General features: G+C 62.8%; 23 protein-coding genes. 13 read left to right on the plus strand and 10 right to left on the minus strand.

From position 1 onward, the window contains the following. Positions 1-15: 15 nt before the first annotated feature. The 3 genes from A3A9_RS0125840 to A3A9_RS0125850 form a co-directional block, all read right to left on the minus strand. Positions 16-999, minus strand: coding sequence for a 2-hydroxyacid dehydrogenase (locus A3A9_RS0125840; RefSeq protein WP_027061230.1), 984 nt, complete (start codon positions 997-999; stop codon positions 16-18). After that, entirely contained in the window at positions 996-2,018 is a 1,023-nt protein-coding gene (locus A3A9_RS0125845; RefSeq protein WP_082222223.1) for a LacI family DNA-binding transcriptional regulator, read from the minus strand. The genes A3A9_RS0125840 and A3A9_RS0125845 overlap by 4 nt, the downstream gene beginning before the upstream one ends. Before the next feature lie 78 nt (positions 2,019-2,096). Further along, a complete protein-coding gene (locus tag A3A9_RS0125850) occupies positions 2,097-2,981 on the minus strand; it encodes a DMT family transporter (protein ID WP_033838803.1) in 885 nt (294 codons plus the stop codon). Between the two features lie 536 nt (positions 2,982-3,517). On the opposite strand from A3A9_RS0125850, the gene A3A9_RS0125855 reads away from it, so the two are divergent. Further along, complete coding sequence (locus A3A9_RS0125855; protein ID WP_245279120.1) at positions 3,518-4,702, plus strand: MFS transporter; 1,185 nt, start codon at positions 3,518-3,520, stop codon at positions 4,700-4,702. Here the strand turns inward: A3A9_RS0125855 and A3A9_RS0125860 are convergent. Then, positions 4,699-5,106, minus strand: a complete 408-nt coding sequence (locus A3A9_RS0125860) for a DUF2000 family protein (protein ID WP_027061234.1) — start codon at positions 5,104-5,106, stop codon at positions 4,699-4,701. The two genes, A3A9_RS0125855 and A3A9_RS0125860, sit on opposite strands and share 4 nt — an antisense overlap. A 52-nt stretch (positions 5,107-5,158) precedes the next feature. Here A3A9_RS0125860 and A3A9_RS0125865 point away from each other — a divergent pair, with 52 nt between their 5' ends. Further along, positions 5,159-6,031 (plus strand): AraC family transcriptional regulator, encoded by an 873-nt coding sequence (locus A3A9_RS0125865; protein ID WP_027061235.1) that lies wholly within the window; start codon positions 5,159-5,161, stop codon positions 6,029-6,031. 9 nt (positions 6,032-6,040) lie between these two features. Here A3A9_RS0125865 and A3A9_RS39495 read toward each other — a convergent pair whose 3' ends face one another. After that, complete coding sequence (locus tag A3A9_RS39495; RefSeq protein ID WP_032925820.1) at positions 6,041-6,511, minus strand: MarR family winged helix-turn-helix transcriptional regulator; 471 nt, start codon at positions 6,509-6,511, stop codon at positions 6,041-6,043. Positions 6,512-6,934: 423 nt separating this feature from the next. Between A3A9_RS39495 and A3A9_RS0125875 the strand changes: the two genes are divergently transcribed. The 4 genes from A3A9_RS0125875 (at position 6,935) to A3A9_RS0125890 (ending at position 9,921) form a co-directional block, all read left to right on the plus strand. Next, positions 6,935-8,008: a CobW family GTP-binding protein gene (locus tag A3A9_RS0125875; RefSeq protein ID WP_027061236.1), complete on the plus strand. Its 1,074-nt coding sequence runs from the start codon at positions 6,935-6,937 to the stop codon at positions 8,006-8,008. A 71-nt stretch (positions 8,009-8,079) separates the two neighbouring features. Then, positions 8,080-8,358: a DUF1778 domain-containing protein gene (locus A3A9_RS0125880; RefSeq protein ID WP_027061237.1), complete on the plus strand. Its 279-nt coding sequence runs from the start codon at positions 8,080-8,082 to the stop codon at positions 8,356-8,358. Continuing rightward, positions 8,355-8,882, plus strand: a complete 528-nt coding sequence (locus tag A3A9_RS0125885; protein ID WP_027061238.1) for an acetyltransferase — start codon at positions 8,355-8,357, stop codon at positions 8,880-8,882. The genes A3A9_RS0125880 and A3A9_RS0125885 overlap by 4 nt, the downstream gene beginning before the upstream one ends. Positions 8,883-8,946: 64 nt before the next feature. After that, on the plus strand, positions 8,947-9,921 hold the full coding sequence (locus A3A9_RS0125890) for a WD40 repeat domain-containing protein (protein WP_027061239.1): 975 nt from the start codon (positions 8,947-8,949) through the stop codon (positions 9,919-9,921). A 13-nt stretch (positions 9,922-9,934) separates the two neighbouring features. Here A3A9_RS0125890 and A3A9_RS0125895 read toward each other — a convergent pair whose 3' ends face one another. Further along, positions 9,935-10,387, minus strand: coding sequence for a hypothetical protein (locus tag A3A9_RS0125895; protein ID WP_027061240.1), 453 nt, complete (start codon positions 10,385-10,387; stop codon positions 9,935-9,937). A 159-nt stretch (positions 10,388-10,546) separates the two neighbouring features. Between A3A9_RS0125895 and A3A9_RS0125900 the strand changes: the two genes are divergently transcribed. The 4 genes from A3A9_RS0125900 (at position 10,547) to A3A9_RS0125915 (ending at position 16,135) form a co-directional block, all read left to right on the plus strand. Continuing rightward, entirely contained in the window at positions 10,547-11,926 is a 1,380-nt protein-coding gene (locus tag A3A9_RS0125900) for an aspartate aminotransferase family protein (protein WP_027061241.1), read from the plus strand. Beyond that, positions 11,923-13,344 (plus strand): glutamine synthetase, encoded by a 1,422-nt coding sequence (locus A3A9_RS0125905; protein WP_051371165.1) that lies wholly within the window; start codon positions 11,923-11,925, stop codon positions 13,342-13,344. The genes A3A9_RS0125900 and A3A9_RS0125905 overlap by 4 nt, the downstream gene beginning before the upstream one ends. A gap of 86 nt (positions 13,345-13,430) precedes the next feature. Beyond that, positions 13,431-14,666, plus strand: coding sequence for a putative DNA modification/repair radical SAM protein (locus A3A9_RS0125910; protein ID WP_027061243.1), 1,236 nt, complete (start codon positions 13,431-13,433; stop codon positions 14,664-14,666). Positions 14,667-14,668: 2 nt separating this feature from the next. Continuing rightward, positions 14,669-16,135, plus strand: coding sequence for a UdgX family uracil-DNA binding protein (locus A3A9_RS0125915; protein WP_027061244.1), 1,467 nt, complete (start codon positions 14,669-14,671; stop codon positions 16,133-16,135). Between the two features lie 8 nt (positions 16,136-16,143). Here the strand turns inward: A3A9_RS0125915 and A3A9_RS0125920 are convergent, their stop codons facing one another. From A3A9_RS0125920 to A3A9_RS0125935, 4 genes are all read right to left on the minus strand, one after another. Continuing rightward, positions 16,144-17,409, minus strand: a complete 1,266-nt coding sequence (locus A3A9_RS0125920; protein WP_027061245.1) for a glycerate kinase type-2 family protein — start codon at positions 17,407-17,409, stop codon at positions 16,144-16,146. Then, positions 17,406-17,909: a heme-degrading domain-containing protein gene (locus A3A9_RS0125925; RefSeq protein ID WP_027061246.1), complete on the minus strand. Its 504-nt coding sequence runs from the start codon at positions 17,907-17,909 to the stop codon at positions 17,406-17,408. Before A3A9_RS0125925 ends, A3A9_RS0125920 begins: the two co-directional genes overlap by 4 nt. Before the next feature lie 223 nt (positions 17,910-18,132). Then, complete coding sequence (guaD, locus tag A3A9_RS0125930) at positions 18,133-19,449, minus strand: guanine deaminase (protein ID WP_027061247.1); 1,317 nt, start codon at positions 19,447-19,449, stop codon at positions 18,133-18,135. A gap of 1 nt (position 19,450) precedes the next feature. After that, complete coding sequence (locus tag A3A9_RS0125935) at positions 19,451-20,668, minus strand: urate hydroxylase PuuD (protein WP_027061248.1); 1,218 nt, start codon at positions 20,666-20,668, stop codon at positions 19,451-19,453. 162 nt (positions 20,669-20,830) lie between these two features. Here A3A9_RS0125935 and A3A9_RS0125940 point away from each other — a divergent pair, with 162 nt between their 5' ends. From A3A9_RS0125940 to A3A9_RS0125950, 3 genes are all read left to right on the plus strand, one after another. Continuing rightward, positions 20,831-21,751: a LysR family transcriptional regulator gene (locus A3A9_RS0125940; protein WP_027061249.1), complete on the plus strand. Its 921-nt coding sequence runs from the start codon at positions 20,831-20,833 to the stop codon at positions 21,749-21,751. A 122-nt stretch (positions 21,752-21,873) separates the two neighbouring features. Next, on the plus strand, positions 21,874-22,881 hold the full coding sequence (locus A3A9_RS0125945) for an LLM class flavin-dependent oxidoreductase (protein ID WP_027061250.1): 1,008 nt from the start codon (positions 21,874-21,876) through the stop codon (positions 22,879-22,881). Then, complete coding sequence (locus tag A3A9_RS0125950; RefSeq protein ID WP_027061251.1) at positions 22,878-24,125, plus strand: LLM class flavin-dependent oxidoreductase; 1,248 nt, start codon at positions 22,878-22,880, stop codon at positions 24,123-24,125. The genes A3A9_RS0125945 and A3A9_RS0125950 overlap by 4 nt, the downstream gene beginning before the upstream one ends. Positions 24,126-24,128 lie beyond the last annotated feature (3 nt).

Consider the following 24,128-nt stretch of genomic DNA (forward strand, 5'->3'; position numbering starts at 1 on the left):
GTGGCGACTTGCCACTCAGCCGCGCGCTTTCACATTCGCCGTCTCCGGCACCGGTGTCAGCGGCCGGCGCTCGGTGAACCAGGACACCAGATTGTCGACGCACAGATCGGCCATGGCGCGGCGTGTGTGTTCCGAAGCCGAGCCGACATGCGGCACCAGGCAAGCGTTCGGCGCGTCGAGCAATGCCTTGGGCACGTTCGGTTCGTCGGCGAAGACATCGAGCCCGGCGGCGGCGATCGTGCCATCGGCGAGCGCTGCCGCCAGCGCCGTCTCGTCGACCGTGCTGCCGCGGCCGATATTGACGAAGACGCCGTTGGCGCCAAGCGCCGACAGGATTTCGGCGTTGACCGCCTTCTGCGTCGAAGCGCCGCCAGGCGCCACCGAAATCAGCGTATCGACTGCTTCAGCCAAGCCCTTCAGCGTCGGGTGGTACTGGTAGGAAAGACCGTCGATACGGCGCCTGTTGTGGTAGGCGACGGGCAGGCCGAATGCTTCCAGCCGCCGGGCAATGGCCTGCCCGATGCGGCCCATGCCGAAAATGCCGACGCGGCGCGCGCGCAAGGTCAGCCGGCTCAGCGGATAATTGCCCTTCTTCGCCCAACTGCCATCACGCAGCCAGGTTTCGGCGCGCGGCAGATCGCGCACGGTGTTGATCAGCAGCCCGATCGCGGTGTCGGCGACCTCCTCGGTCAGAACGTCGGGCGTGTTGGTGACCATGATGTTTTTCGCCCGGGCATGGCCGACATCGACCGAATCATAGCCGACGCCGAAGGAGGCGATGAGTTCGAGATTGGGCAATGCATCCATCATCGCCGCGCTGATGCCGGCAAAGCAGGCAATGCCACGCACCGTGCGGCGCATCTCGTCGGTGACCAGCGCCGGATCGGCGCGTTCGATCCTCATTTGTTTGAAGGTACGGTCGATGCGCCTGACGGCATGATCGCTGAAGTCGACCGGCACCAGAATGGCAACGGCTTGCAGTTGTTCGGCCTTGGTCATGCACGCTCCACCGGCTTGCCGGTCGACTGGCGCACATGCAGTTCCGGCTTGATCAATTCCTGCGAGGGCCGCACCGTCTGCCCGTTGAGCTTGTCGAGCAGGGCGCTGGCGGCGCGGCGGCCAACCTCGCGCTGACCGTTCCAGACGGTGGTCAGCGCCGGAGTGGCGATCGCGGCCTCCTCGAGATCGTCATAGCCGGTGACGGAGATGTCGATGCCGGGTACCAGGCCGGCACGCGCAATGCCGTTCATCAGGCCGATGGCGACGAGGTCGTTCCAGCAGCAGGCGGCGGTCGGTCTGTCCTTCAGCGCCAGGAACTGTCCGGCGGCCTCGAATCCCGCCTGCTTGGTGCGCGGGCCGGCGATACGCCAGGACGGCCTGACTTCCAGCCCGGCCGCGTCCATGGCGTTGACATAACCCTGATAGCGATCGCGGCCAGTCGAGGTCTGGTCGGTGCCGCCGATCATGGCGATGCGCTTGTGGCCAAGCGAGATCAAATGGTTGGTGGCGAGGCCTGTTCCATAAGAATCGTCGCCGCGAAACACCGGCACGTCGGCGCCCTCGACAGTGCGCGCGATCAGCACTGCCGGCAGGCCGTTCTCCTCGGCCATCAGGATGTCGGAAGCCGGCGTGCCGATGGCCGGCGACATGATGACGCCATCGGCGCCGAGCTGCAGCAGTGTGTCGATAAACGTACGCTGCTTCTCAAGCTGGTCGTAATGGTTGGACAGGATGAAGGTCTGCCGGCTGCGGTCGAGTTCGCTTTCGATCGAGCGCAGTATCTCGGCAAAGAACGGGTTCATGATGTCATGTACGACGACGCCGACAATGCCCGAACGCGAGGTGCGCAGGCTGGCGGCGCGGCGGTTGTAGATATAGCCAATGGCGCGCGCATGTTCCTTGATGCGGTCGCGCGTCGAGCCGGCAACCAGCGGGCTGTCGCGCAGCGCCAGTGAGACGGTGGCCGTGGACACGCCGAGCGCATCCGCGATCGTCGAAAGCTTGATTTTTTGTGCCAGCGCCTTGCGCTCCCCGAACGACCTGAGTTCCGACCTAAACAGTTTAAAGGCGGCGTTATGCCACCGATCGGGGGCAAATCAAAGTTTTTTTGCCAGCGCTTCCGCCTCGACATCCGAGGCAGCGCGGCTCTGCAGCCGAAGCCGGTGCTCGCGGTGGACGATATAGAGGCCGCTGGCGACGATGATGGCCGCGCCAACCAGCGTCCAACGGTCTGGAAACTGCTTGAAGACGATCCAGCCGGAAATGATCATCCACACCATCTGCGAATAGGGATAGGGGGCGAGCGCCGTGGTCGTCGCCAGCCGATAGGCCTGCACCAGCAGCCAATGCCCAACACCGCCGAACACGCCGAGCATGAGCAGGATGAACCAGTGCCAGCCATCATGCGGCAGCGAGAAGGAAAACGGCAGCATCGGCAAAAGCAGCACCGCAGGCGCCAGCGCCGAGAACAGGATCAGGCTTTCCGACGTCTCGGTCGCCGACATGCGGCGCGTCATGATGACATAGAAGCTGTTCGACAGCATCGAGCCGAGCGCGAAGAGATGCCCGATGCCGAAAACGCCGACACCTGGCCTTGTGATGATCAGAACCCCGGCGAAGGCGGCCAGGATGGCCAGCCAGCGCCGCCAGCCGGCCCATTCGCCGAGCAGCGGGCCGGCAAGTGCTGTGATCACCATCGGTCCGAAGAAATAGATCGACGTCGTCTCGGCCAGTTGCAGGGAGCGCAGCGCCAGGATGTTGCACATGGTCGAGCCGAACAGGAACACACCACGCAGCACATGCGCCGGCAGGTTGACCGGGCGAAACCGCATGGGTTGGCGCCAGCCGCGCAGCAGCGTACCGACCAGCACGACATGCACGGCAAAGCGCACCCAGGCGACGATCAGCGCCGAAATGCCGGCCAGGACGAGATATTTGCTCGAGGTGTCGAGGAAGGTGAAGAAGACGTAGGTGCTAAGCATGCACAGGATCGCCACCGGCGGCGTCGCGCTTTCGACATATCTTTGGGAAGCATTCACGTGCAGGCCGGGGAAAAGCTGGGCTGAAGCCCCACCTTTGCGGGAATTGTCGCTTGCCGGCAAGCCAAAAGCGCCTGGCACAACAAGACGCGTCGACAGGCTTAGACAGCCCTCGTCTCGCATAGTCACAAACGACTGCCCGGCTCGGATCAGGCCTCAGGGCAGCACATCCACAATTTCTGTTGCTGATCGACGTCGCAGGCATGCTGCCTTGACGACATCAGGCTTTCCGCCTAGCTCTGATGCCATGAACATCGCAATCGCTTTGATCGTGGTAAGGGAGCGCATGGGCAGGATGGTGTAACCATCCGGCGAAAGCACCCATGCGCGGTAAGCAGGCTCCTGACGGGGCCTTTTTTTATGCCCGGAATTTGGGCCGCCTCGTCAGACCCTTCCTTAATCCCACCGACAAGGCGAACGAGATCATGGCGAGCGATAACCCCATTCGGAATCCGGGCTCAGACATATCAGGGAGAACGATGGTCTCCGAACCCGCTGCTCCACCCCGACTAATCACCCTTATCCTGCTTTCGGCTCTGGCCGTGTTGCCGGTGAACATGATTTTGCCGTCGCTGCCGAACATTGCCGCAACCTTCCAGGCCGATTTCGCATTGGTCAATCTGTCGGTTGCCGGCTTTGCCGTCATCACTGCCGTCATAGAGGCCATCGGAGGCGCAATCTCGGACCGATTTGGGCGCAGGCCGGTTGTCCTGACATCCCTCTCGATCTTTGTCGCGGCGTCCATCGGCTGTGCGCTGGCTCCCAATATCGGCACTTTCCTGCTGTTTCGCGCGATGCAGGCGTGTATCGGCCCCTGCTATTCCGTCGCCCTGGTCATCATCAAGGAGACATCGGATGAGCGCGAAGCCGCCAGCAAATTCGGTTATCTCGCCATGGGGTGGGCGCTTGCACCCATGGTCGGTCCTTTGTTTGGCGGGTCACTGGACGAACTGTTCGGATGGCGATCGAGCTTCGTTGTCTTCGCAATCCTCGGCGTAGCCGCCTTCGCCTTGTCCATGCGGGAGATCAGAAGGGCGCCATTGTCGAGATCGCCTGGGAATTACATCGCCTCCTATCGGCTGCTCATGAGTTCGGCGCGGTTTTGGGCCTACACACTGTGCATGGCCGCCTCGATGGGGGTGCTTTATGTGTTCCTGGGCGGAGCGCCATTGGTCGTCGGTGACGCGCTCGGTGGGTCGAGCGCCAAGCTCGGCCTTTACATGGGATTGGTCCCGACCGGCTTCATTCTCGGCAGCTATCTGGCTGGGCGTTACGCCTCAAAGGCGTCGCTCGGCGCCACACTTGTTTTCGCGCGCCTTCTGACCTGCGCCGGCCTGTCGGCCGGTCTGGTCCTATCAAGCTTTGGCATCACGCACGTCCTGGCCTTCTTCGGACCTTGCCTGTTCATCGGCGTCGGCAATGGATTGACCATGCCTGCCGCCAACAGCGGCGCCTTGTCGGTGCGACAGGATCTGGTTGGCACCGCCGCGGGACTGGCCGCCGCAATGCGGATCGGTGGCGGGGCACTCATAGCCTCCATCGCCGGCCTGTTCCTGGCAGGGTCGATCCCAGCGCTGTTCGTCACGATGCTGATATCAGCGGCACTCGCATTTCTGGCGGCACTGTATGCCGCCGTTCTCGATCGGCGGCAGCCTTCCGTCTAGGCATGCATGCGGGCGCCCTTGGTGATCTTGTCGACGAGCTTCTTCTCGGCGCGCAGCGCGATGCCGACCACCTTGGCGTCTTCAGGCGCGAACTCGGCGAAGACGGCGCGGTTGGCGGCGTCGAAGCCGGTGGAAAACATCTCCTCGACATAGAGCGAGGTCGTCACGCCGCGCTCCAGCGCGCGCCGGCGGATCGCGGCGAGCGTCGCCTGGTCGGCCGACAGCACAATGACCGGCTGGATCGACAGCGGATTGTAGAGATTGCCCGTGCGGTCACGATAGGGCTCGCCGATGATGTCGGGAAACTGCGCGACGATGCCGCTGGTCAGAAAGGCGGTGACGTTGAGTTTCTGCCAGACCGGCAGATCTTCCCGCAGGACGATTGCAAATTTCGTGTCGAACATGAGAAAATGGACCATTCAAGCTTGTGCCCCGATTTCGAGGCTGAAGGAGACGATGTCGTTCGAACTAGACCGCCAGGCCTTCGAGGGTCTTGGACGTTTGTGCGCGAGTGCGGCTGAAAACTGCATCATCTCGGCTCCCGACCCTGCGGGCATGGAGCGGATCGAAGCACGGTTCCACGGCAGCGCCTTCGATATGCATCGCCACGACAGCTACGCGATCGGAGTGACGCTGCAAGGCGTGCAGACCTTTCGCTATCGCGGTGCGACGCGGCTAAGCCTGCCCGGCCAGATCATCGTGCTGCATCCCGACGAGCTGCACGATGGCGGCGCCGGCACCGAGGACGGGTTGCGCTACCGGATGCTTTACCTCGAACCATCGCTGATGCTGGACTGCCTTGGCGGCGCATCGCTACCCTTCGTCAGGGATGCCGTGGTGAGGGACGATGCCTTCTGCACAACCCTGCTGTCGGCGCTGGGGCCGTTGCAGCGGCAACTCGACGAACTGTTCGTCGATGATTTCCTGGCGCAACTGATGCAAAGCCTGACGCGTCATGCCGGCCAGCCGGTAAAGCCGATGGCCAGGACGGCGTGGCGGGCGGCGAAGCTGGCGCGCGACTATCTCACGGAGAATGCAACGCGCTCCGTGCGCTCGGGCGAATTGGAAGCCATTACCGGGCTCGACCGCTATGCCTTGTCGCGGCATTTCCGCGCCGCCTTCTCGACCAGCCCGCATCGTTTCCTGGTGATGCGCCGGCTACAGCGCGCGCGGCGAATGATTGCCACCGGCGAGCCCTTGGCGCAGATCGCGGTCGAGGCCGGCTTCACCGATCAGAGCCATTTCAACAGGCAATTCAAGAAGGCGTTCGGCATGACGCCGGGACGTTGGTCCTCGCTGATCCGGAAGTCAGTCCCGGCAGCGGCCTGATTGTTGCAATCAGTCGTCCGACTCGGCGTCGTCGTCGATCAGTGCCAGTTCCTCATTGGAGAGGTTGGCCTCGATGCGGGCCAGCAGCTTGAACAGCGCCTTCTGGTCTTTCTTGTCGAGGCCTTTGAGCGCCTGCTTTTCGGTCTTCTTCACCGACTTCTCGATGGCGCGGATGGTGTCGCGGCCAGTCTCGGTGAGGAAGATGTGCGCCTGACGTGCGTCGGACTCGGAGGCGCGCTTTTCCAGAAAACCCTGCGCCTGCAGGCGGTTGATGGTCTTGGTGATGGTCGGCGGACGCACGCCGAGGCGACCGGCAAGATTGCCAGGCGTCTGGCCGTCCTCACGGTCGAGCGCCAGCATGATCTGGTCCTGGCCGGCGTAGAAGCCGTGCGCCAGAAGCCGGGCCGCCAGCGCGGTTCTTGCCAGCCTTGCCGCCGAATGCAGCCGGCTCATTGTTGCAGTCTTGTCCGCCTTGGCCATGGTCATCCCTCTTCGGCCGTACCGGTGCATGCAGCATAGACGCAGCCGGCCGGTTGGCAATCGACGATCAAAAAGATTCCGGCGCTCCAAACAGCTTTGCCGGCAAGCATTGCGGTGCCCGCCGTGGTGATGCCAGATGTTTATTTCAGTTAGATGACAAACGAGTTTCCGCCAAGGTAATTGCAGCGGTTCGGCGAGCCGGGGTTCCGCTCAGATTAACGAGAAGCGTTTCCGGCGACGAAGCTGCAGCGCCGGCGTCGCCTCATGCGCTGCCGGCGCGAACGATGTTCTGGCTTTCCACATCTGGGTCAAACGCACAGGCGGTTTGCCTCGTGCAAAAGGCCGGCACACATCCTATATCAGGCCAACAATCCCTTCTCGTGGCCCTGTATTTTCTAGGGCCCAGTCATTTCGAGGCAAGCCATGAGCGACGCACAGACGCAGATTCCCGTAACCGTTCTCACCGGCTATCTCGGCGCCGGCAAGACGACGCTGCTCAACCGCATCCTGTCGGAAAGCCACGGCAAGCGCTACGCGGTCATCGTCAACGAATTCGGCGAAATCGGCATCGACAACGACCTGATCGTGGAATCCGACGAGGAAATCTACGAGATGAACAATGGCTGCGTCTGTTGCACAGTGCGCGGCGACCTGATCCGCGTCGTCGAGGGCCTGATGCGCCGGCCCGGCCGCTTTGACGCCATCGTGGTCGAGACCACCGGTCTCGCCGATCCCGTGCCGGTGGCGCAGACCTTCTTCATGGACGACGACGTGCGCTCCAAGACCAGGCTCGATGCGGTGGTCGCGCTGGTCGACGCCAAACATCTGCCGCTCAGGCTCAAGGATTCCAAGGAAGCCGAAGACCAGATCGCCTTCGCCGACGTCGTCGTGCTCAATAAGACCGATCTCGTCACCCCGGAAGAGCTGGCCAAGGTCGAGGCGACGATTCGCGCCATCAATCCTGCGGCAAAAATCCATCGCACCACCCGTGCCGGTGTTGACCTGTCCGAGGTGCTCGACCGTGGCGCCTTCGACCTGTCGCGGGCGCTGGAAAACGATCCGCATTTCCTCGAGGCGCATGACGACCACCATCATCATGACCACGATCATGATCATGATCATCACGACCATGATGGCCACGATCACCATGATCATGACGGGCATGATCATCACCATCATGCGCATCCCTCCGACATTCATGACGTGACGGTGCAGTCGGTGTCGCTGCGCGGCGGCGAGATGGACTCGAAAAAGTTCTTCCCATGGATCGAGAAGATCACCCAGATGGAAGGTCCGAACATCCTGCGGCTGAAGGGCATCATCGCGCTCAAGGGCGATGACGAGCGCTATGTCATCCAGGGCGTGCACATGATCATCGAGGGCGACCACCAGCGCGCCTGGAAGGACGGCGAGAAGCATGAGAGCCGGCTGGTGTTCATCGGCCGCGAACTGGATGCCGAGCGGCTGAAGAAGAGCTTTGACGCCTGCCAGGTCTAGTCCGTAGCGCGGGTTGAATTTTCTGCAGTGTACACATATCATGTGTACACTGCATCGCCGAGGAATGACCCATGCCCAGATCAGCCGACAACAAGACCGAGCGTTATCAGATCCGCATTCCCCCGGTGCAAAAGGCGATGATCGCTCGCGCCGCTGCGCTGTCGCACAAGGATATGGCGGACTTCATCCTCGACAAGATCGTGCCTGAAGCACAGGCCGTGATCGACGCAGCCGAAGTAACGAAAGTGGCCGACCGCGACTTCAAGCGCATCCTCGACCTTTTGGAGCACCCGCCCAAACCCAACGCTAGGCTCAAGGCTGCGATCGCCGCCTTGCCGGATACTCTGTGACGCTTCCGTCCTGGCACGAGGAGCCTATTGCCAAACGGCACGACCGCGCGTCCTTCGATTGTGGTGACGCGCAGATGAATGACTTTCTGCGACGTTTCGCGCGACAAAGCCATGATCAGAACGCAGCCAAGACGTTCTGTGCGATTGATGATGGGGCTCCAGAACGGATACTTGGCTTCTATACAATAGCACCCTCCGCCGTTGCACATGAAATCGTTCCCGAAGTAATGACGAGAGGCTTGGCGCGACACGAGGTTTCCGGCTTCAAGCTTGCCCGGCTTGCGACCGACCGCACCTTTGCCGGGCAAGGGCTCGGAGGTCAGTTGCTTGCCGCCGCAGCATTGCGTTGCCTGCGGCTTGCTGGAGAAGGTGGTGGCATCTTGCTCATCATCGATGCGAAGAGCGAGCGGGCGGCTAAATGGTATGCCAGCTACGGAGCCGAACGCCTCCAAGGAGCGGATTTGACCCTGGTGATGCCATTGGCGACGTTCGCAACCGATCTGCGGGCCAAGGGACTGCTTTGACAATAGCCTCTTGCGTCGAGTAAGCCCCGCTTCTGCAACCTCGTCCAACTGCACAAAGATAATCATGCCGACCGTCGCCCCCCTAGACCTCGAAGGTCATTGCGTTGCCGCCGTCTTCCTCGGTGACGTGCCGCATTTCGCGCTGGCTGACGGTGCCGTCCATCGGCTCGACAATGGCCACAAGACGGTGCAGGCCAATGACGGGCTGCTCGCGGCCTTCCATGATGTAGCCAATGACCGGCTGATCACTGGCGGCGAGGACGGCAAGGTATTTGCCGTCAAAGCCGGCAGCGACGCACAGGAACTGGCGACAGCCGGGAAGAAGTGGATCACAAGCGTTGCCGCCGGGCCGCAAGGCACCATCGCTTATGCGACGGGCAAGACCGCATTCGTGCGCTTCGCCGATGGCAAGACCAGGGAATTCGCCCATCCGCGTTCGGTCGAGGGGCTGGCGTTCTCGCCCAAGGGCATGCGTTTCGGCGTTGCCCGCTACAATGGAGCGACGCTGCATTTCCCGGCTGCCGAGGGCAAGCCTGTCGAACTCGAATGGGCCGGCGCCCATACCGGCATCACCTTTTCGCCGGACGGCGCCTTCCTCGTCACCACCATGCAGGAGAATGCGCTGCATGGCTGGAAGCTCGCCGACGGCAAGCACATGCGCATGACCGGCTATCCCGGCAAGGTCAAAAGCCTGTCGTGGAGCGTCAAGGGCAAGTGGCTGGCCAGTTCCGGTGCACCGGCAGCGATCATCTGGCCGTTTTCAGGCAAGGATGGCCCGATGGGCAAGGCGCCGCTGGAGCTCGGTACGCGCGGCAACACGATGGTGACCTGCGTCGCGTGCCATCCAAGCCAGGATGTCGTGGCGGTCGGCTATGACGACGGTATGGTGATTGCCGCGCGCTTCGCTGATGCCAAGGAAGTGCTGTTGCGGCGCCCCGGCAAAGGCGCCATCACTTCCATGATGTGGGACAAGGAAGAACGCCGCATCGCCTTCGGCAGTGCCGCCGGCGACTGCGGCGTCATCGACATCACGGCCTAGGTCCGCCCACCAATCACTCGGCGCCGCAGGAGACCTTGCCAGTCAGATCGGCGGTCTTGCCGTCACCGTCCTTGTCAGCCGTGCTGTCATAGACGGCAAGCTTGTAGTCTCCGTCATAGACGCCTTCATCGCTGGCCTTGGTCAGGATCGTCAGCTCGACCGAGCTGAACCTCTTGGCCACCTCCTGTTCGTGATAGACATTCAAGCGCAATTCCTTGGCGTCGAGCCAATACTGGGTGAGGTTGGAATTCTCGAATGTCGTTTTTCGCAGTTGATCGTCGACCGGTCTCGCCTTGATTTCGACGTCGCCGCGAAAGTTGAAGGTCGGGCTGCCAAGGCCAGTGGTGACGCCGGCATCGACCTGGAATTTCACCGCCGCATCGTCGACGGAGCACCAGATACCGCCGGTGGCAAACGCAGCGCCTACCGACAGAAACAGCATCGTCACGCAGATGATCGTCCGCATTTCCCCCCCCCCGCGTCCCCATTGCCGACAGCATTGGCGCTGACTTCGCAGAGAGGGTCAAGCGCCGCCGCTGGCAACTGAGCCAATGCAGGACAGACGCGCGGCCAATTGCGGTCGCGGGGGTTGATTGGCTAAGAGCAACCTATCAGAGGGGATTCCATGCACAGCAGCGACAGTTCAGAGACCATCGGCGGCATCAGCCGTGACCGCATCGCGCAATTGCGCGAGACCGAAGGGGCGACCTTCCGCGCGGCGCGGCCGAAATCCCAGGCCAAGGTCGGCAATGGTCTGCCCGGCTTCTTCGGCGGCGTGCCGATGCACTGGATGAACGACTGGCCGACGCCGTTTCCGATCCTGGTCGACAGCGCCAGGGGTGCTGCGATCACCGACATAGACGGCAACAGGCTCGACGATTTCTGCCTTGGCGACACCGGCTCGATGTTCGGCCACTCGCCGCCGCCGGTGGCGCGCGCCATCCGCCGCCAGGCCGGTCGCGGACTGACCTATATGCTGCCTTCGGAAGACGCTCTCGCCATCGGACCGCTGCTGCAGCAGCGTTTCGGCCTGCCGTTCTGGCAGATCGCGACGACGGCGACCGATGCCAACCGTTTTGCGCTTCGTGTGGCCCGGGCCATCACCGGGCGGGAAAAGATCCTTGTCTTCAACGGCTGCTACCATGGCTCGGTCGACGAGACGATGGTGCGTCTGATCGATGGCAAGCCCGTCAACCGGCCTGGGCTGGCAGGCGAATTTCGCGACCTGACCCGCACGGCCAAGGTCATCGAATTCAACGACATTCCGGCACTTGAAGCAGCCCTGAAGGACAGGGATGTCGCCTGCGTCATCGCCGAACCGGTGCTGACCAACTCCTGCATGGTGCTGGCCGACCCCGGTTTCCATGACGCGTTGCGCCGATTGACCCGCGCTGCCGGCACGCTGCTCGTGATCGACGAGACGCACACGATCTCGACCGGCCCCGGCGGTTACACCAGGAAATACGGGCTCGACCCGGACTTCTTCGTGCTGGGCAAGCCGATCGCCGGCGGCGTACCGGCAAGCGTGTGGGGCATGAGCGATGAAGTCGCCTCGCGCTACGCCGACTACAACAGGACCAAGGAGCCCGGCTATTCCGGCATGGGCACTACGCTGTCGGCCAACCCACTGCAGTTCGCCACCATGCGCGCCACACTCGAAGAAGTGATGACTGAGGAAAATTATGACCGCATGGACCATCTGGCGCGGCGGCTCGATGCCGGGCTGACCGGCGTGATCGACCGCTATCGCCTGCCCTGGCATGTCGCCCGCGTCGGTGCGCGCGTCGAATTCATCTGCGCGCCCGGCCCGCTGCGCAACGGCGCGGAAGCCGAGACGGCGCATGCGCCGGAACTGGAGGCCGCCATCCATGTCGCGCTGGTCAATCGCGGCGTGCTGATCGCGCCCTTCCACAATATGATGCTCATCTCGCCGGCGACGTCAGGTGCCCAGGTCAACCGGCTGATCAGCGCCTTCGCCGCGGTTGCGGCAAAGCTTGCGGCATGAGACAAGCGGCCATGGACAATCCCAATGCCACCCTGACCTCGCCATCGGGGTCGTCGCCCGCTGAGGCACAAGCCTTTCTCGACGCCCATCCCGAGATCGAGGCCTTCGATATCGTGCTGACCGATGCCAATGGCGTCGGCCGCGGCAAAATAGTGCGCCGGCACGAGCTGAAAAGCATTTTCGAGGGCGGCCGGCACATGCCGATCTCGATCCTCGGCCTCGACATCACCGGCGAGGATGTGCACGAAACCGGGCTGATCTGGACGACCGGCGACGGCGATCTCAGGGCATGGCCGATCCCCGGCACGCTGGTGCCGCTTTACGGCACGAACCCGCCGCGCGGCCAGCTGCTGATGGCGATGTATCACCTTGACAGCCAGCCAATGTCGTCGGACCCGCGCCTGGCGCTGGCCCGGCAGGTCGACATATTGGCGGCCAAGGGCCTGTACCCGGCCGGCGCCTTCGAGCTGGAATTCTTTCTCCTTGCCAATGAACGCGATGCCGATGGCAAGGTGCAGCCTGCGCGCGCGGTGCTCGATGGCCGTGTCTCGGGCAAGACCGAGGTCTATTCCGTCGACCATCTGCACGGCATGGAGCCGCTGTTCTCCGACATCTACGCCGCCGCCAAGGCACAGGGCATTCCGGCCGAAACCGTAATTTCCGAATATGCGCCTGGCCAGTACGAACTGACGCTGAACTACCGCAAGGATGTGATGCGGGCGGCCGACGACCTCGTCATGCTGAAGCGGCTGGTGCGGGCACAGGCGCGCCGGCATGGCGTGACCGCCTGTTTCATGGCCAAACCGATCGAGAAATATGCCGGCTCGGGCATGCATTTCCACGTCTCGCTGCAGGACAAATCAGGCAGAAACGTGTTTGCCGAAGCCGGTGGCGAGAGCTGGTCACTGCCCCTATTGCAAGGGCTCGGCGGGCTGATCCAGACGATGGCGGAATCCATGCTGGTGTTTGCGCCGCACGCCAATTCCTGGCGGCGCTTCGTCTCGCAATCCTACGCGCCGGTAGCGCCGACCTGGGGCGTCAACAACCGCTCGGTGGCGCTGCGCGTGCCGGCGGGCGACGCCAAGAACCGGCGCATCGAGCACCGGCCATCGGGCGTCGACGCCAACCCCTATCTGATCGCGGCAACCGTGCTCGCCGGCATCATCAAGGGTCTCGACGAAGGTCTCGACCCCGGCCCGGAAACGACCGGCAATGGCTATGAGGCGGCTGTCACGCGCACGACGATGCCAGCGGATTGGCGCGGCGCCATCGAAGCTGCAAGGGCATCCAGCTTTCTGAAAGGCGCGCTTGGCGAGGACCTGCACCGCACCTTCGTGGCGATCAAGCAGTCCGAATATCTGCGCGTAGCCCGCACGGTCAGCGAACTGGATTATCACCTCTACCTGCACGAGGTGTGACGACCTGATAGCGGGCGGCCATCACTTTTTCGCCGCCACCATCAAATGAGGTAGCGTATCGGCATCATAGAACATACCATGAACATATGAGCGCACTCACTGTTCGTGAAAAACTGGCGATCCTTTCCGATGCCGCCAAATATGACGCCTCCTGCGCCTCGTCGGGTTCTGCAAAAAAGGATTCGCTGAAATCCGGCGGCATTGGCTCCACCGAAGGCATGGGCATCTGCCATTCGTACGCGCCGGACGGGCGCTGCATTTCGCTGCTGAAAATCCTGCTCACCAATTTCTGCATCTACGATTGCAGCTACTGCATCAACCGCTCGTCCTCGAATGTGAAGCGTGCCCGCTTCAGCATCGACGAGGTGGTGAAGCTGACCATGGATTTCTACCGGCGCAATTACATCGAGGGCCTGTTCCTGTCCTCGGGCGTCATCCGCTCGCCAGATGAGACCATGGGTGAGATGGTCGAGGTGGCGCGACGGCTGCGGCTGGACGAGAAATTCTCCGGCTATATCCATCTGAAGACTATCCCGGAAAGCTCGGCAGAACTGGTGGAGCAGGCCGGGCTCTACGCCGACCGGCTGTCGATCAATGTCGAGCTGCCGACCGATGAGGGCGTCAAGAAATTGGCGCCGGAAAAGAAGCCGGAAACGATCCGGCTTTCCATGGCGAAGTTGCGCCAGAAGATGGAAGAAAAGGCCGAGCCGACGCTCCGGACCAAAAAGCGCGAACGCTTCGCGCCCGGCGGCCAGTCGACGCAGATGATCGTCGGAGCCGACAAGACATCGGACGATGGCATATTGCACACCAGCGCCCGGCTCTATGGCAGCTATCATCTGCGGCGCGTTTACTACTCGGCCTTCAGCCCGATCCCGGATTCGTCATCGTCCCTGCCCCTGCAGAAGCCGCCGCTGATGCGCGAGCACCGGCTTTACCAGGCCGACTGGCTGATGCGGTTTTATGGCTTTTCGCAGGTGGAAATTCTGGCTGGCAGCAGCGACGGCATGCTAGACCTTGCCATCGACCCCAAGCTCGCCTGGGCGCTGCGCAACAGGGGACAGTTTCCGGTCGACATCAACCGCGCCGACCGTGAATCGCTGCTGCGCGTGCCCGGTCTCGGCACCAAGGTGGTGGCCAAAATTCTAGCGACCCGCCGCCACAGGCGGCTGCGGCTGGAAGATGTCGGGCGAATTTGCCAGTCGATCGCCAAGCTCAGGCCATTCATCATCGCCGAAGGTTGGTCGCCGGGAACGCTCACCGACAAGCAGGGCTTGCGCGACAAGATCGTGCGCTCCTGCGAACAGCTGTCGCTGTTTTGACCATGCGGCCGGCCGAGCTCAACCTTGCCCGATACAGTGTTCGGCTCGACAGCGAGACCGATTTTACCGGCTGGCGCGACGCGGCACGGCGGCTGGCATTGAACGAGATCAAGCCCGAAGACATCAGCTGGCATGTCGCGACCGGTTCCGATCAGCCGCCGTGCGATTTGCCTGCCGCGCCTGTGGGCGCGCAGCTTGTCGTGCCGCGTGATTTTATCGGGCATGCCGAAACCGCCTTTTGCCATTCCGACCCCACCCGGGTTGCCTTTCTCTATCGGATGCTGTGGCGCTTGCGGACCGAACCGAAGCTGTTGGCGATCGCATCGGATCCCGACACCAGGCGGCTCGAGGCGATGGAAAAAGCGGTGCGGCGCGACAGCCACAAGATGCATGCCTTCGTGCGTTTCCGGAAGATCGGCGATGGCTCTGAGGAACGCTATGTCGCGTGGTTCGAGCCCGATCATTTCATCGTCGAGCGCAACGCGGATTTCTTCGTCAGGCGTTTCACCGGCATGCGCTGGACGATATTGACGCCCGATGCTTCCGCCGACTGGGACGGCGAAAGGCTGGCGATCGGGCCGGGTGCCGCCAAGGGCGATGCGCCCGATCAGGACGACACCGAGGCGCTGTGGCGCACCTATTTCGAGAACATCTTCAACCCGGCGCGGCTGAAGGTGAAAGCCATGCAGAAGGAAATGCCGAAGAAATATTGGCGGAACCTTCCCGAGGCCTCGCTCATTCCAGAGCTGATCGCGGGAGCGGACAATGCCGCTATAGCCATGATTGCGAAGATGCCGACGACTCCAGCGCCGCACCATGCGAGGGTTCAGGCCAAACATTGGCCGAAGCAGCCAGCCGAAACGCCGCAGGATGACGACGCCGGCACCATTTCCGAGTTGCGCGAGGCGGCGAAAGGTTGCCGCCGCTGCCCGCTGTGGCGTGACGCGACGCAGACCGTATTTGGCGAGGGGCCTGACAATGCCAAGGTGATTTTCGTCGGCGAACAGCCTGGCGACCAGGAAGACATCGCCGGCAAACCTTTCGTCGGTCCGGCGGGCAAGGTGTTCGACGCCATCCTCGATGACGCAGGCGTGGACCGGCAAAAAGTGTACGTCACCAATGCGGTCAAGCATTTCAAATTCGAGCCGCGCGGCAAGCGGCGTATCCACTCCAAGCCGAATGCCGGTGAGGTGCAGGCCTGCCGCTGGTGGATCGACCAGGAATTCGCGCTGATCAAGCCTGAGCTTGCGGTGGCGCTTGGCGCAACGGCCGCGCTGTCGTTGCTCGGCAAGGCAATCCCGGTGACGAAAATGCGCGGGCAGGTGATCGAGCGTGAGGATGGATTGCGCGTGTTCATCACCATCCATCCGTCCTTTATCCTGCGCATCCATGAGCCGGCCGAGAGGGAGGCGGAATGCGAGCGGTTTTTGCGGGATATGAGAGAGGTGAAGCGGTTGATGGCTGCTTGATCGTTTGCCTAACGGATCAGAATCGCCCTGAGATCATTCACATTCGTGCCTGTAGGCCCCGGCACGAAAAGATCGCCGACCGCATTGAAGGCCGTCCAGGCATTGTTGCCGGCCAGCATGGCCTTGGCATCGACGCCGGCCGCACGCATGCGCGATACGGTCGAACCATCGGCGAAGGCGCCGGCATTGTTCTCCGAGCCATCGATGCCATCGGTGTCGGCGGCCAGGGCGTGGATGCCTTCAACGCTGTTGATGCCAATGGCGAAGGCAAGCAGGAATTCCGAATTGCGACCGCCCTTGCCCTTCGCCCGCAGGGTTACCGTGGTTTCGCCGCCGGACAGGATCAGCACCGGCTTTTGGAAGGGCCTGTTGCGCGTCGCCACTTCGCGCGCGATGGCCGCGTGAACGCCGCCAACCTCGCGCGCTTCGCCCTCGATGGCATCGGAGAGGATAACGGCCTCTATGCTTTGCCGCCTGGCTTCGGCCGCTGCCGCTTCCAGCGACACGCCGGCCGAGGCGATCAGATGCACCTCGTTGCGCGAAAAGCGCTGATCGTCGGGGTTGGGTGCATCGGCCGCCGGCGAATTGATGTGCGCGATCACCGAGGCTGGCAGCTTCATGCCATAGGCCGATATCGACGCCAGCGCAGCCTCACGGCTGCCGGTATCCGGAACCGTCGGGCCGGAGGCGACAAGTGCCGGATTGTCGCCGGGAATGTCCGACACAACCAGCGACACCACCTTGGCCGGCCAGGCGGCTGCGGCGAGACGGCCACCCTTGATGGTGGAAAGATGCTTGCGGATCGTGTTCATCGCCGCGATCGGCGCGCCGGAAGCGAGCAGCGCCTCGTTGACGGCGATCTCGTCGGCCAGCGTCAGGCCGGTGGCGGGTGACGGCAGCAGCGCGGAACCCCCACCGGAAATCAGCGCCACGACCAGATCATCCGCCGTCAGTCCCTGAACCTTGGCCAGCAGGCGCCGCGAGGCTTCGAGGCCAGCGGCGTCCGGTACCGGATGCGCGGCCTCGATGATCTCGATGCGCTCGCATTTGGCGCCATAGCCGTAGCGTGTAACGACCAGCCCTTCGATCGGACCATCCCAGACCTTCTCGAAGGCGGCTGCCATCTGTGCTGAGCCCTTGCCTGCACCGATGACGATGGTGCGGCCCTTTGGTTTCGCCGGCAGATGATCCCTGATGGTCCGCTCCGGATCGGCCGCGGCGACGGCTGCATTGAAGATCGAGGTGAGGAAGGTCTTGGGGTCGAGCACGGTCATTCGGTTTCCGCAGCCAGCGCCAGCCCACGCTTGTCGATACTCAGATGATCGCACAGCGCATCAACCACGACGCCGTGATCCTCGCGTTCCGGCAGGCCGGACACCGCGATCACGCCGATGACGCCGGCGCCCTTGACGGTGACCGGAAAGCCGCCGCCAGCGAGCACATAATCCGCTATGTCCAAGCCTTCACCGACCTTGAAGGTGCGGTCGGGGCGCTGCTGCTCCAGCACAAGACGGTAGGTGCTTCTGAGGAACCGCCTGACGACGTTGATCTTGCGCCGTGCCCAGTCGGGATTGGAAGCGTTCGAGCCCGGCATTGCGGCGTAAAACAGCGGCCGGTCCCACAGCCTGATCTCGACGATGACAGGCAGGTTCTCGGCCAGTGCGCGATCGCGGATGGCGGAGCCGATCTTGAAGGCGACGGCCTCATCGAAGGCGGCAAAGACCAGGGTTTCTTCCTGTTTGCGGATCAGAGCGATGTCGTCAGCAACGGCCATTTTCTTTCTCCGAAGTCAGTCTCACTTCGTTTGTACGACAAGCTCTGCTGGGTCAAGCTCCGGTCGTGGCGGCCCCCTCATCCGCCCGCTTCGCGGCCACCTTCTCCCCGAGGGGAGAAGAGACGAGCACAGGTCTCGGCTTGCTCCTCTCCCCTCGGGGAGAGGTCGGATTGCCCCGAATTGCCCTTCGCAATTCGGTTTTGGCAATCCGGGTGAGGGGGACCTACCCTGCGATCATATCGCTCTTCGCCGCCCGCCCTGCGACATAGACCTCGCGCACGGCGCGGTCGTCGCCCAGCGTCTGCAGCAGGAACAATTCCTGCGCCAGCGTCTGCGCCGTTTCCATCCTTAGCCGCATCGCTGGTGTCGCCCTGGCATCGAGCACGACGATGTCGGCGTCGGTGCCTTCATCCAGCGTGCCGATCTTGCCGGCCACCGACAGCGCTTCGGCATTGCCGCGCGTGATCTGCCAGAAGGACTGGAACGGGTTCAGCTTCTCGCCGTTCAGCGCGATCACCTTGTAGCCTTCGTCCATGGTGCGCAGCATGGAGTAATTGGTGCCGCCGCCGACATCGGTGGCAGCGGCGATCCGGAGCGGCTTGTCGCGGCGGCGAAAGCGCTGATAGTCGAACAGGCCGGAGCCGAGGAACAGGTTTGAGGTCGGGCAGAACACCGCCACCGAGCCGCTGTCCGAAAGCGCATCCGCCTCGCGCTCCGACAGATGGATGCAATGGCCGAACAGGCTCTTCTCCCCCAGCAGACCGTAATGCTCGTAGACGTCGGTGTAGTCGCGCGACCACGGATAAAGCTCTTGCGTGAAGGCGATCTCGGCGTGGTTCTCCGAAAGATGCGTCTGCATGTGCAGATCGGGATGTTCGCGGCAGAGCGCGCCGGCCAGCTCCATCTGTTCCGGCGACGAGGTGATGGCGAAGCGCGGGGTGATGGCGTAAAGCTGGCGGCCCTTGCCATGCCATTCCGCGATCAGCGCCTTCGTATCGTCATAGCTGGATTGCGGCGTGTCGAGTACGCCCTCGGGCGCGTTGCGGTCCATCATCACCTTGCCGGCGATGTTGAGCATGTTGCGGTCGTGCGACTCGGCAAAAAAGGCTTCGGCGGAGGCCTTGTGCACGGAGCAATAGGCGGCGACCGTTGTTGTGCCGTGGCGCACCATCTCGTCGAGGAAGAGCCGCGCAATGCGGCGTCCGTGCTGGGCGTTGGCGAATTTCGTTTCTTCCGGGAAGGTGTAGGTGTTCAGCCAGTCGAGCAGTTCGGCGCCATAGGAGGCAATGATCTGCATCTGCGGGAAATGTACGTGGGCATCGATAAAGCCCGGCAGCAGCAGATGCGGCCGGTGATCGATCTTTTTTGTCCCCTCGCCGGCCTGTTCCTCGACATCCGCATAGGCACCTGCGGCGACGATCCTGCCGTCGCGGATCAACAGGCCGCCGTCTTCCTCGTAGCGCCAGGCCGAAAGATCGTCGATGGTTTGCGGCCAGCGCACGAAGGACAGCGTGCGGCCGCGCAGAAGTGTCGAAATCATGCTATTTCCCTGCGCCTTCGAACCAGGCCACCAGCAGCGCCCGTTCCTTGTCAGTGATCTGGCTGACGTTGGCCGGCGGCATGGCGTGGCTGCGGCCGGCCTGCAGGTAGATCTCGCGGGCATGGTTGGCGATGTCAGCGTCGGTGTCCAGCATCACGCCCTTGGGTGCGTGATAGATGCCTTCATAGACCGGTTCGGCCGCATGGCACATCGAACAGCGACCGAGCACAGTGTCGCGCACGGCCGGAAAATGCGCCGAGGCGATGTAGATATCGGCCGAGGCGGCGGCCTTCGGTTCGCCGGTCAGCACCTTGGGCACGGTCGACAACCAGATGATGATGATGAACAGGACAAGGGCACCGAGCCAGGTCCAGTGCGGATTTCCGGCACGCCTGTGCACGGTGTTGAAATAATGCCGGATCAGCACGCCGATGATGAACACCAGCGAGGCGATGACCCAGTTGAACTGCGTGGCGAACGCCAAGGGATAGTGGTTCGACAGCATCAGGAACAGAACCGGCAGCGTCAGATAATTGTTGTGGAGCGAGCGCTGCTTGGCGATCTTGCCGTATTTCGGATCGGGCTTGCTGCCGGCGATGAGATCGGCGACCACGATCTTCTGGTTGGGGATGATAACCATGAAGACATTGGCCGACATGATCGTGGCGGTGATGGCGCCCAGATGCAGGAAGGCGGCGCGGCCGGTGAAGAGATGCGTCAGTCCCCAGGCGATGAACACCAGCACGCCATAGAGCACCAGCATCAGGCCGGTGTCGCTTTTGCCGAGCGGCGAGCGGCACAGGAGATCATAAACCACCCAGCCGACGCCGATTGTCGCCATCGACAAAAGGATGCCGACCGGTACCGACATTGGCAGCACATTGGGATCGATCAGAAACAGATCCGCCCCGGCATAGTAGACCACGCACAGCATGGCGAAGCCGGACAGCCAGGTGGCGTAGGATTCCCATTTGAACCAGGTCAAATGCTCGGGCATTTCGGCCGGGGCCACCAGATATTTCTGGATGTGGTAGAAGCCGCCGCCATGCACCTGCCACTCCTCGCCGAAGGCGCCGACCGGCATGCCCGGACGCTGGCGCAGGCCAAGATCGAGCGCGACGAAATAGAACGACGAACCTATCCAGGCGATGCCGGTGATGACATGCAGCCAGCGCACGGCGAAGCTCAGCCATTCCCAGAAAATCGCGAAATCCATCATTGAAGTCGTCCCTGCCGATTGGCTGACTTTACGGGCTCGTGCGCAAACGGAAAGAGGCGAGGTGTACGATGACTTTCAAAAAAAAATGGAAAATACTAAGCTCACCCCACGCAGCAGGATGGGAGCCGCCCGAAGGCGGCCCTGGGAAAGCCACGGAACCGCATGGCCTATCTCGACAACATAGCCGTCTTCGTTCGCGTCGTCGAACTCGGCAATCTGTCGGCGGCCGGGCGCGACATGCGGATTTCGCCGGCGGTCGCCTCCAACCGCATCAAGGAACTGGAGAAGCACCTTGGCGTGCGGCTGTTCAACCGCACCACACGGCAGTTGATGCCGACCGAACATGGCACTGTTTTTTACGCGGGCGCCAAGCAAGTGCTGGAAGCGATCACCGAGGCGGAGGCCGCCGTCTCGGCGTTGTCCGGCCAGCCGCGCGGTACTATCAAAGTGACCGCACCGCTTGGCCTCGGCCGTCGGCTGGTGGCCTCGGGCATTCCCGATTTCCACGACAAATACCCTGATATCGAGGTGCGGCTGAGGCTCTCGGACCACAATGTCGACATCATGAAGGAAGGCATCGATGTCGCCTTCCGGCTCGGCATCATTGAGGATTCCAGCCTTAGGATGCGCGGCATCATGGAGTGCGAGCGTGTGCTGGTGGCGGCGCCGAAATATCTGGAGGCACGCGGCGAGCCGATAGAGCCGCAGGAACTGATCGGCAAGAAGCATGATTGTCTGATGCTGCGCTATTCCGGCGCGCGCGAATATGTCTGGACGCTGCAGACTCCCGCCGGACCGCAGAAGTTCGAGGTGCACGGGCCCTACGACACCGACGATGGCGATGTGCTGACCGGATGGGCACTGTCCGGGCGCGGCATCATTAACAAGCCGCGCTTCGAGGTCGAACCCTTCATTCGCGACCAGCGGCTGAAGGTGATCCTGGCCAGCACGCCGCCGACGCCGGTGCAATTCGCCGCCGTCTATCCGCACAAGAAGTTGCAGGACCCGAAGGTGCGGCTGCTGCTCGATTTCATGGCCGAGCGCTGCCAGCGGCTGATCAATGACCTTCTGGCCGGAAAGTAGAGGCTGACCTGAAAGTGACGGCTGGCCGGCACGTGACCAGCGGTTGGCCCAGCGCCAGCGGTTGCCATCCCTGGAAGCGGCGAACATAGTCTCGGTTCTGTTTCGCCCTGCAGGGATTATCGATGGACAACGGCGCCACAATGCATCTTGCCGTTTCGCTGTTTGCGGAAACCGCCGATCCATCGCCCGAGCCGGAATTCAGCCGTCTTGCTGGTCTTGTGCAAAAGGCCGAAGCCGCCGGACTGGACATGGTGGTGCTTGCCGATTCCGCGCCGGCGTCGGGTGGTGAAGCAGACAAGCAGATGCCCTTCGAAGCGACGACCTTGCTGGCCGCGCTGGCGACAGTGACGAGCAAGATCGGCCTCGTCGCCGCGGCCTCGACCATTGCCCACCAACCCTACAATCTGGCGCGCCGTTTCGCCTCGCTCGACATCATCAGCCATGGCCGCAGCGGCTGGAACGCGACGATGGCGCAGGCTCCACGCGAGGCCACCAATTTCAGCAGACCGGAAGGGTTTTCGGACACGGATTTTCGTCGTCGCACTGAGGAATATATCGGCATCGTTCAAGGCTTGTGGCGGGGCTGGGATGCGGATGCGCTCCTGTTCGACAAGAGCGCCGGTCGCTTCCATATTCCCGAGAAGATGCATTTGCTCGACCACAAAGGCGAATTTTTCTCCGTGCGCGGACCGCTGAACGTCGCGCGCTCGCCGCAGGATACGCCGGTTCTGGTGCTGTCGGGCCTGTCGGAAGCCGACTTGGACATTTCCGCCCGTACCGCCGATGTCATTTTATTGGAGAGCGGATCGGTCGAAGGCGCGAAAGCACGCTATGACGATCTGAGGCGCCGCGTTGCCGCCTGCGGGCGCGATCCCGTTGCTGTGAAATTGCTGGTGAATGTCTCACCAACTGACGGTGGGCCGACCGTCGCTGCCGACCGGCTGGCAGAACAGTTCCAGTCGAAAAGCTGCGACGGGTTCAACATCCAGCTGCCGGCACAGCGTTCGGCACTCGACGAGTTCGCCGATCTTGTCGTGCCGGATCTGCGGCGGCGTGGCTTGTTTCGAGAGAATTATCGCGGGACGACGTTGCGCTCGCATCTTGGCCTTTCCGGTGGAGGTGAGCAATGACCGCGCAGATGAAGCTCGGCGCCTTTCTGTGGGCGACGGGCCACCATATCGCCGCCTGGCGCCATCCCAAGGCGCATGTAACGGCCGGCATCGACATCGACCATTACATCCAGCTGGCACGCACGGCGGAAGCGGCGAAGTTCGACATGATCTTCTGCGAGGATGCCGCCGGTCTGCGTGAGGCCAATATCGACATCGCCAGCCAGACGTCGCGTTCGATCGGCTTCGAGCCGATCAGCCTGCTGTCTGCGCTGGCCGCGCAAACCAGCCGCATCGGCCTCGTTTCCACCGCCTCGACAAGCTACAACGAGCCCTATGGCCTCGCGCGCACCTTTTTGTCGCTCGACCATCTGAGTGGCGGCCGGGCCGGCTGGAACCTGGTGACGTCAGCCAGCCCCATCGAAGCCGCCAATTTCGGCGCGACCGGGCTCAAGCCCCATGCCGACCGCTACGAGCGGGCGCGCGAATTCGCCGAGGTGGTGACCGGGCTTTGGCGCGGCAAGGCTTCCGGCCATGACGGCCAGAGCTTTTCGGTGCGCGACCCGCTCGACCTGCCGCGCTCGCCGCAAGGCGCGCCGGTCATGGTCCAGGCCGGCGCCTCGGATGTCGGCCGCGACCTTGCCGCCCGCACCGCAGACGTGGTCTTCACGGCGGCGCAGACTTTCGAGGAAGCGAAGGCCTTTTATGATGACCTCAAGGGGCGCATGGCCGCCTATGGACGTGAGCCCGACGACATCAAGATCATGCCCGGCGTCTCACCCGTGGTGGCCGAAACCGCGGCAGAAGCCCGCGAGAAACATGAGGAGTTGCAAGCGCTGATCCCCGACGATGTCGGTGTGGCGCTGCTGTCCAGCTATCTCAGCATCTCCGATCTCGGGCGCTATCCGATCGACGGGCCGCTGCCCGAACTGCCGGAGAGCGAAGGCATGAAAAGCCGGCAGGCGCTGGTGGTCGAGCAATCACGCCGCGACGGCCTTTCCATCCGCCAGCTTGCCCGCCACTTCGCAGGGGCGCGCGGCCATTGGCGCATCGTCGGCACGGCGGCGCAGGTCGCCGACGAGTTGCAGGCGCGTTTCGAAGGCGGCGCTGCCGACGGCTTCAACGTCATGCCGTCCTATTTCCCCGGTGAGCTCGATGCCTTTGCCACGCTGGTCGTGCCGGAACTGCAGCGGCGCGGCCTGTTCCGCTGGGACTACGAAGGCCGAACGCTGCGCGACCACCTCGGCTTGAAACGGCCGGACTGATGC

Origin of the sequence: Mesorhizobium loti CJ3sym, from assembly GCF_000472785.1 — a bacterium.
In the GTDB taxonomy this organism is placed as follows: domain Bacteria; phylum Pseudomonadota; class Alphaproteobacteria; order Rhizobiales; family Rhizobiaceae; genus Mesorhizobium; species Mesorhizobium loti_E.

Coding starts and splice junctions, on each gene's coding strand:
- A3A9_RS0125840 (WP_027061230.1), bottom strand. CDS start 999: ATGACCAAGGCCGAACAACTGCAAGCCGTTGCCATTCTGGTGCCGGTC.
- A3A9_RS0125850 (WP_033838803.1), bottom strand. CDS start 2,981: ATGCTTAGCACCTACGTCTTCTTCACCTTCCTCGACACCTCGAGCAAA.
- A3A9_RS0125855 (WP_245279120.1), top strand. CDS start 3,518: ATGGTCTCCGAACCCGCTGCTCCACCCCGACTAATCACCCTTATCCTG.
- A3A9_RS0125860 (WP_027061234.1), bottom strand. CDS start 5,106: ATGTTCGACACGAAATTTGCAATCGTCCTGCGGGAAGATCTGCCGGTC.
- A3A9_RS0125865 (WP_027061235.1), top strand. CDS start 5,159: ATGTCGTTCGAACTAGACCGCCAGGCCTTCGAGGGTCTTGGACGTTTG.
- A3A9_RS39495 (WP_032925820.1), bottom strand. CDS start 6,511: ATGGCCAAGGCGGACAAGACTGCAACAATGAGCCGGCTGCATTCGGCG.
- A3A9_RS0125875 (WP_027061236.1), top strand. CDS start 6,935: ATGAGCGACGCACAGACGCAGATTCCCGTAACCGTTCTCACCGGCTAT.
- A3A9_RS0125880 (WP_027061237.1), top strand. CDS start 8,080: ATGCCCAGATCAGCCGACAACAAGACCGAGCGTTATCAGATCCGCATT.
- A3A9_RS0125890 (WP_027061239.1), top strand. CDS start 8,947: ATGCCGACCGTCGCCCCCCTAGACCTCGAAGGTCATTGCGTTGCCGCC.
- A3A9_RS0125895 (WP_027061240.1), bottom strand. CDS start 10,387: ATGCGGACGATCATCTGCGTGACGATGCTGTTTCTGTCGGTAGGCGCT.
- A3A9_RS0125900 (WP_027061241.1), top strand. CDS start 10,547: ATGCACAGCAGCGACAGTTCAGAGACCATCGGCGGCATCAGCCGTGAC.
- A3A9_RS0125905 (WP_051371165.1), top strand. CDS start 11,923: ATGAGACAAGCGGCCATGGACAATCCCAATGCCACCCTGACCTCGCCA.
- A3A9_RS0125910 (WP_027061243.1), top strand. CDS start 13,431: ATGAGCGCACTCACTGTTCGTGAAAAACTGGCGATCCTTTCCGATGCC.
- A3A9_RS0125915 (WP_027061244.1), top strand. CDS start 14,669: ATGCGGCCGGCCGAGCTCAACCTTGCCCGATACAGTGTTCGGCTCGAC.
- A3A9_RS0125920 (WP_027061245.1), bottom strand. CDS start 17,409: ATGACCGTGCTCGACCCCAAGACCTTCCTCACCTCGATCTTCAATGCA.
- A3A9_RS0125925 (WP_027061246.1), bottom strand. CDS start 17,909: ATGGCCGTTGCTGACGACATCGCTCTGATCCGCAAACAGGAAGAAACC.
- guaD (WP_027061247.1), bottom strand. CDS start 19,449: ATGATTTCGACACTTCTGCGCGGCCGCACGCTGTCCTTCGTGCGCTGG.
- A3A9_RS0125935 (WP_027061248.1), bottom strand. CDS start 20,668: ATGATGGATTTCGCGATTTTCTGGGAATGGCTGAGCTTCGCCGTGCGC.
- A3A9_RS0125940 (WP_027061249.1), top strand. CDS start 20,831: ATGGCCTATCTCGACAACATAGCCGTCTTCGTTCGCGTCGTCGAACTC.
- A3A9_RS0125945 (WP_027061250.1), top strand. CDS start 21,874: ATGGACAACGGCGCCACAATGCATCTTGCCGTTTCGCTGTTTGCGGAA.
- A3A9_RS0125950 (WP_027061251.1), top strand. CDS start 22,878: ATGACCGCGCAGATGAAGCTCGGCGCCTTTCTGTGGGCGACGGGCCAC.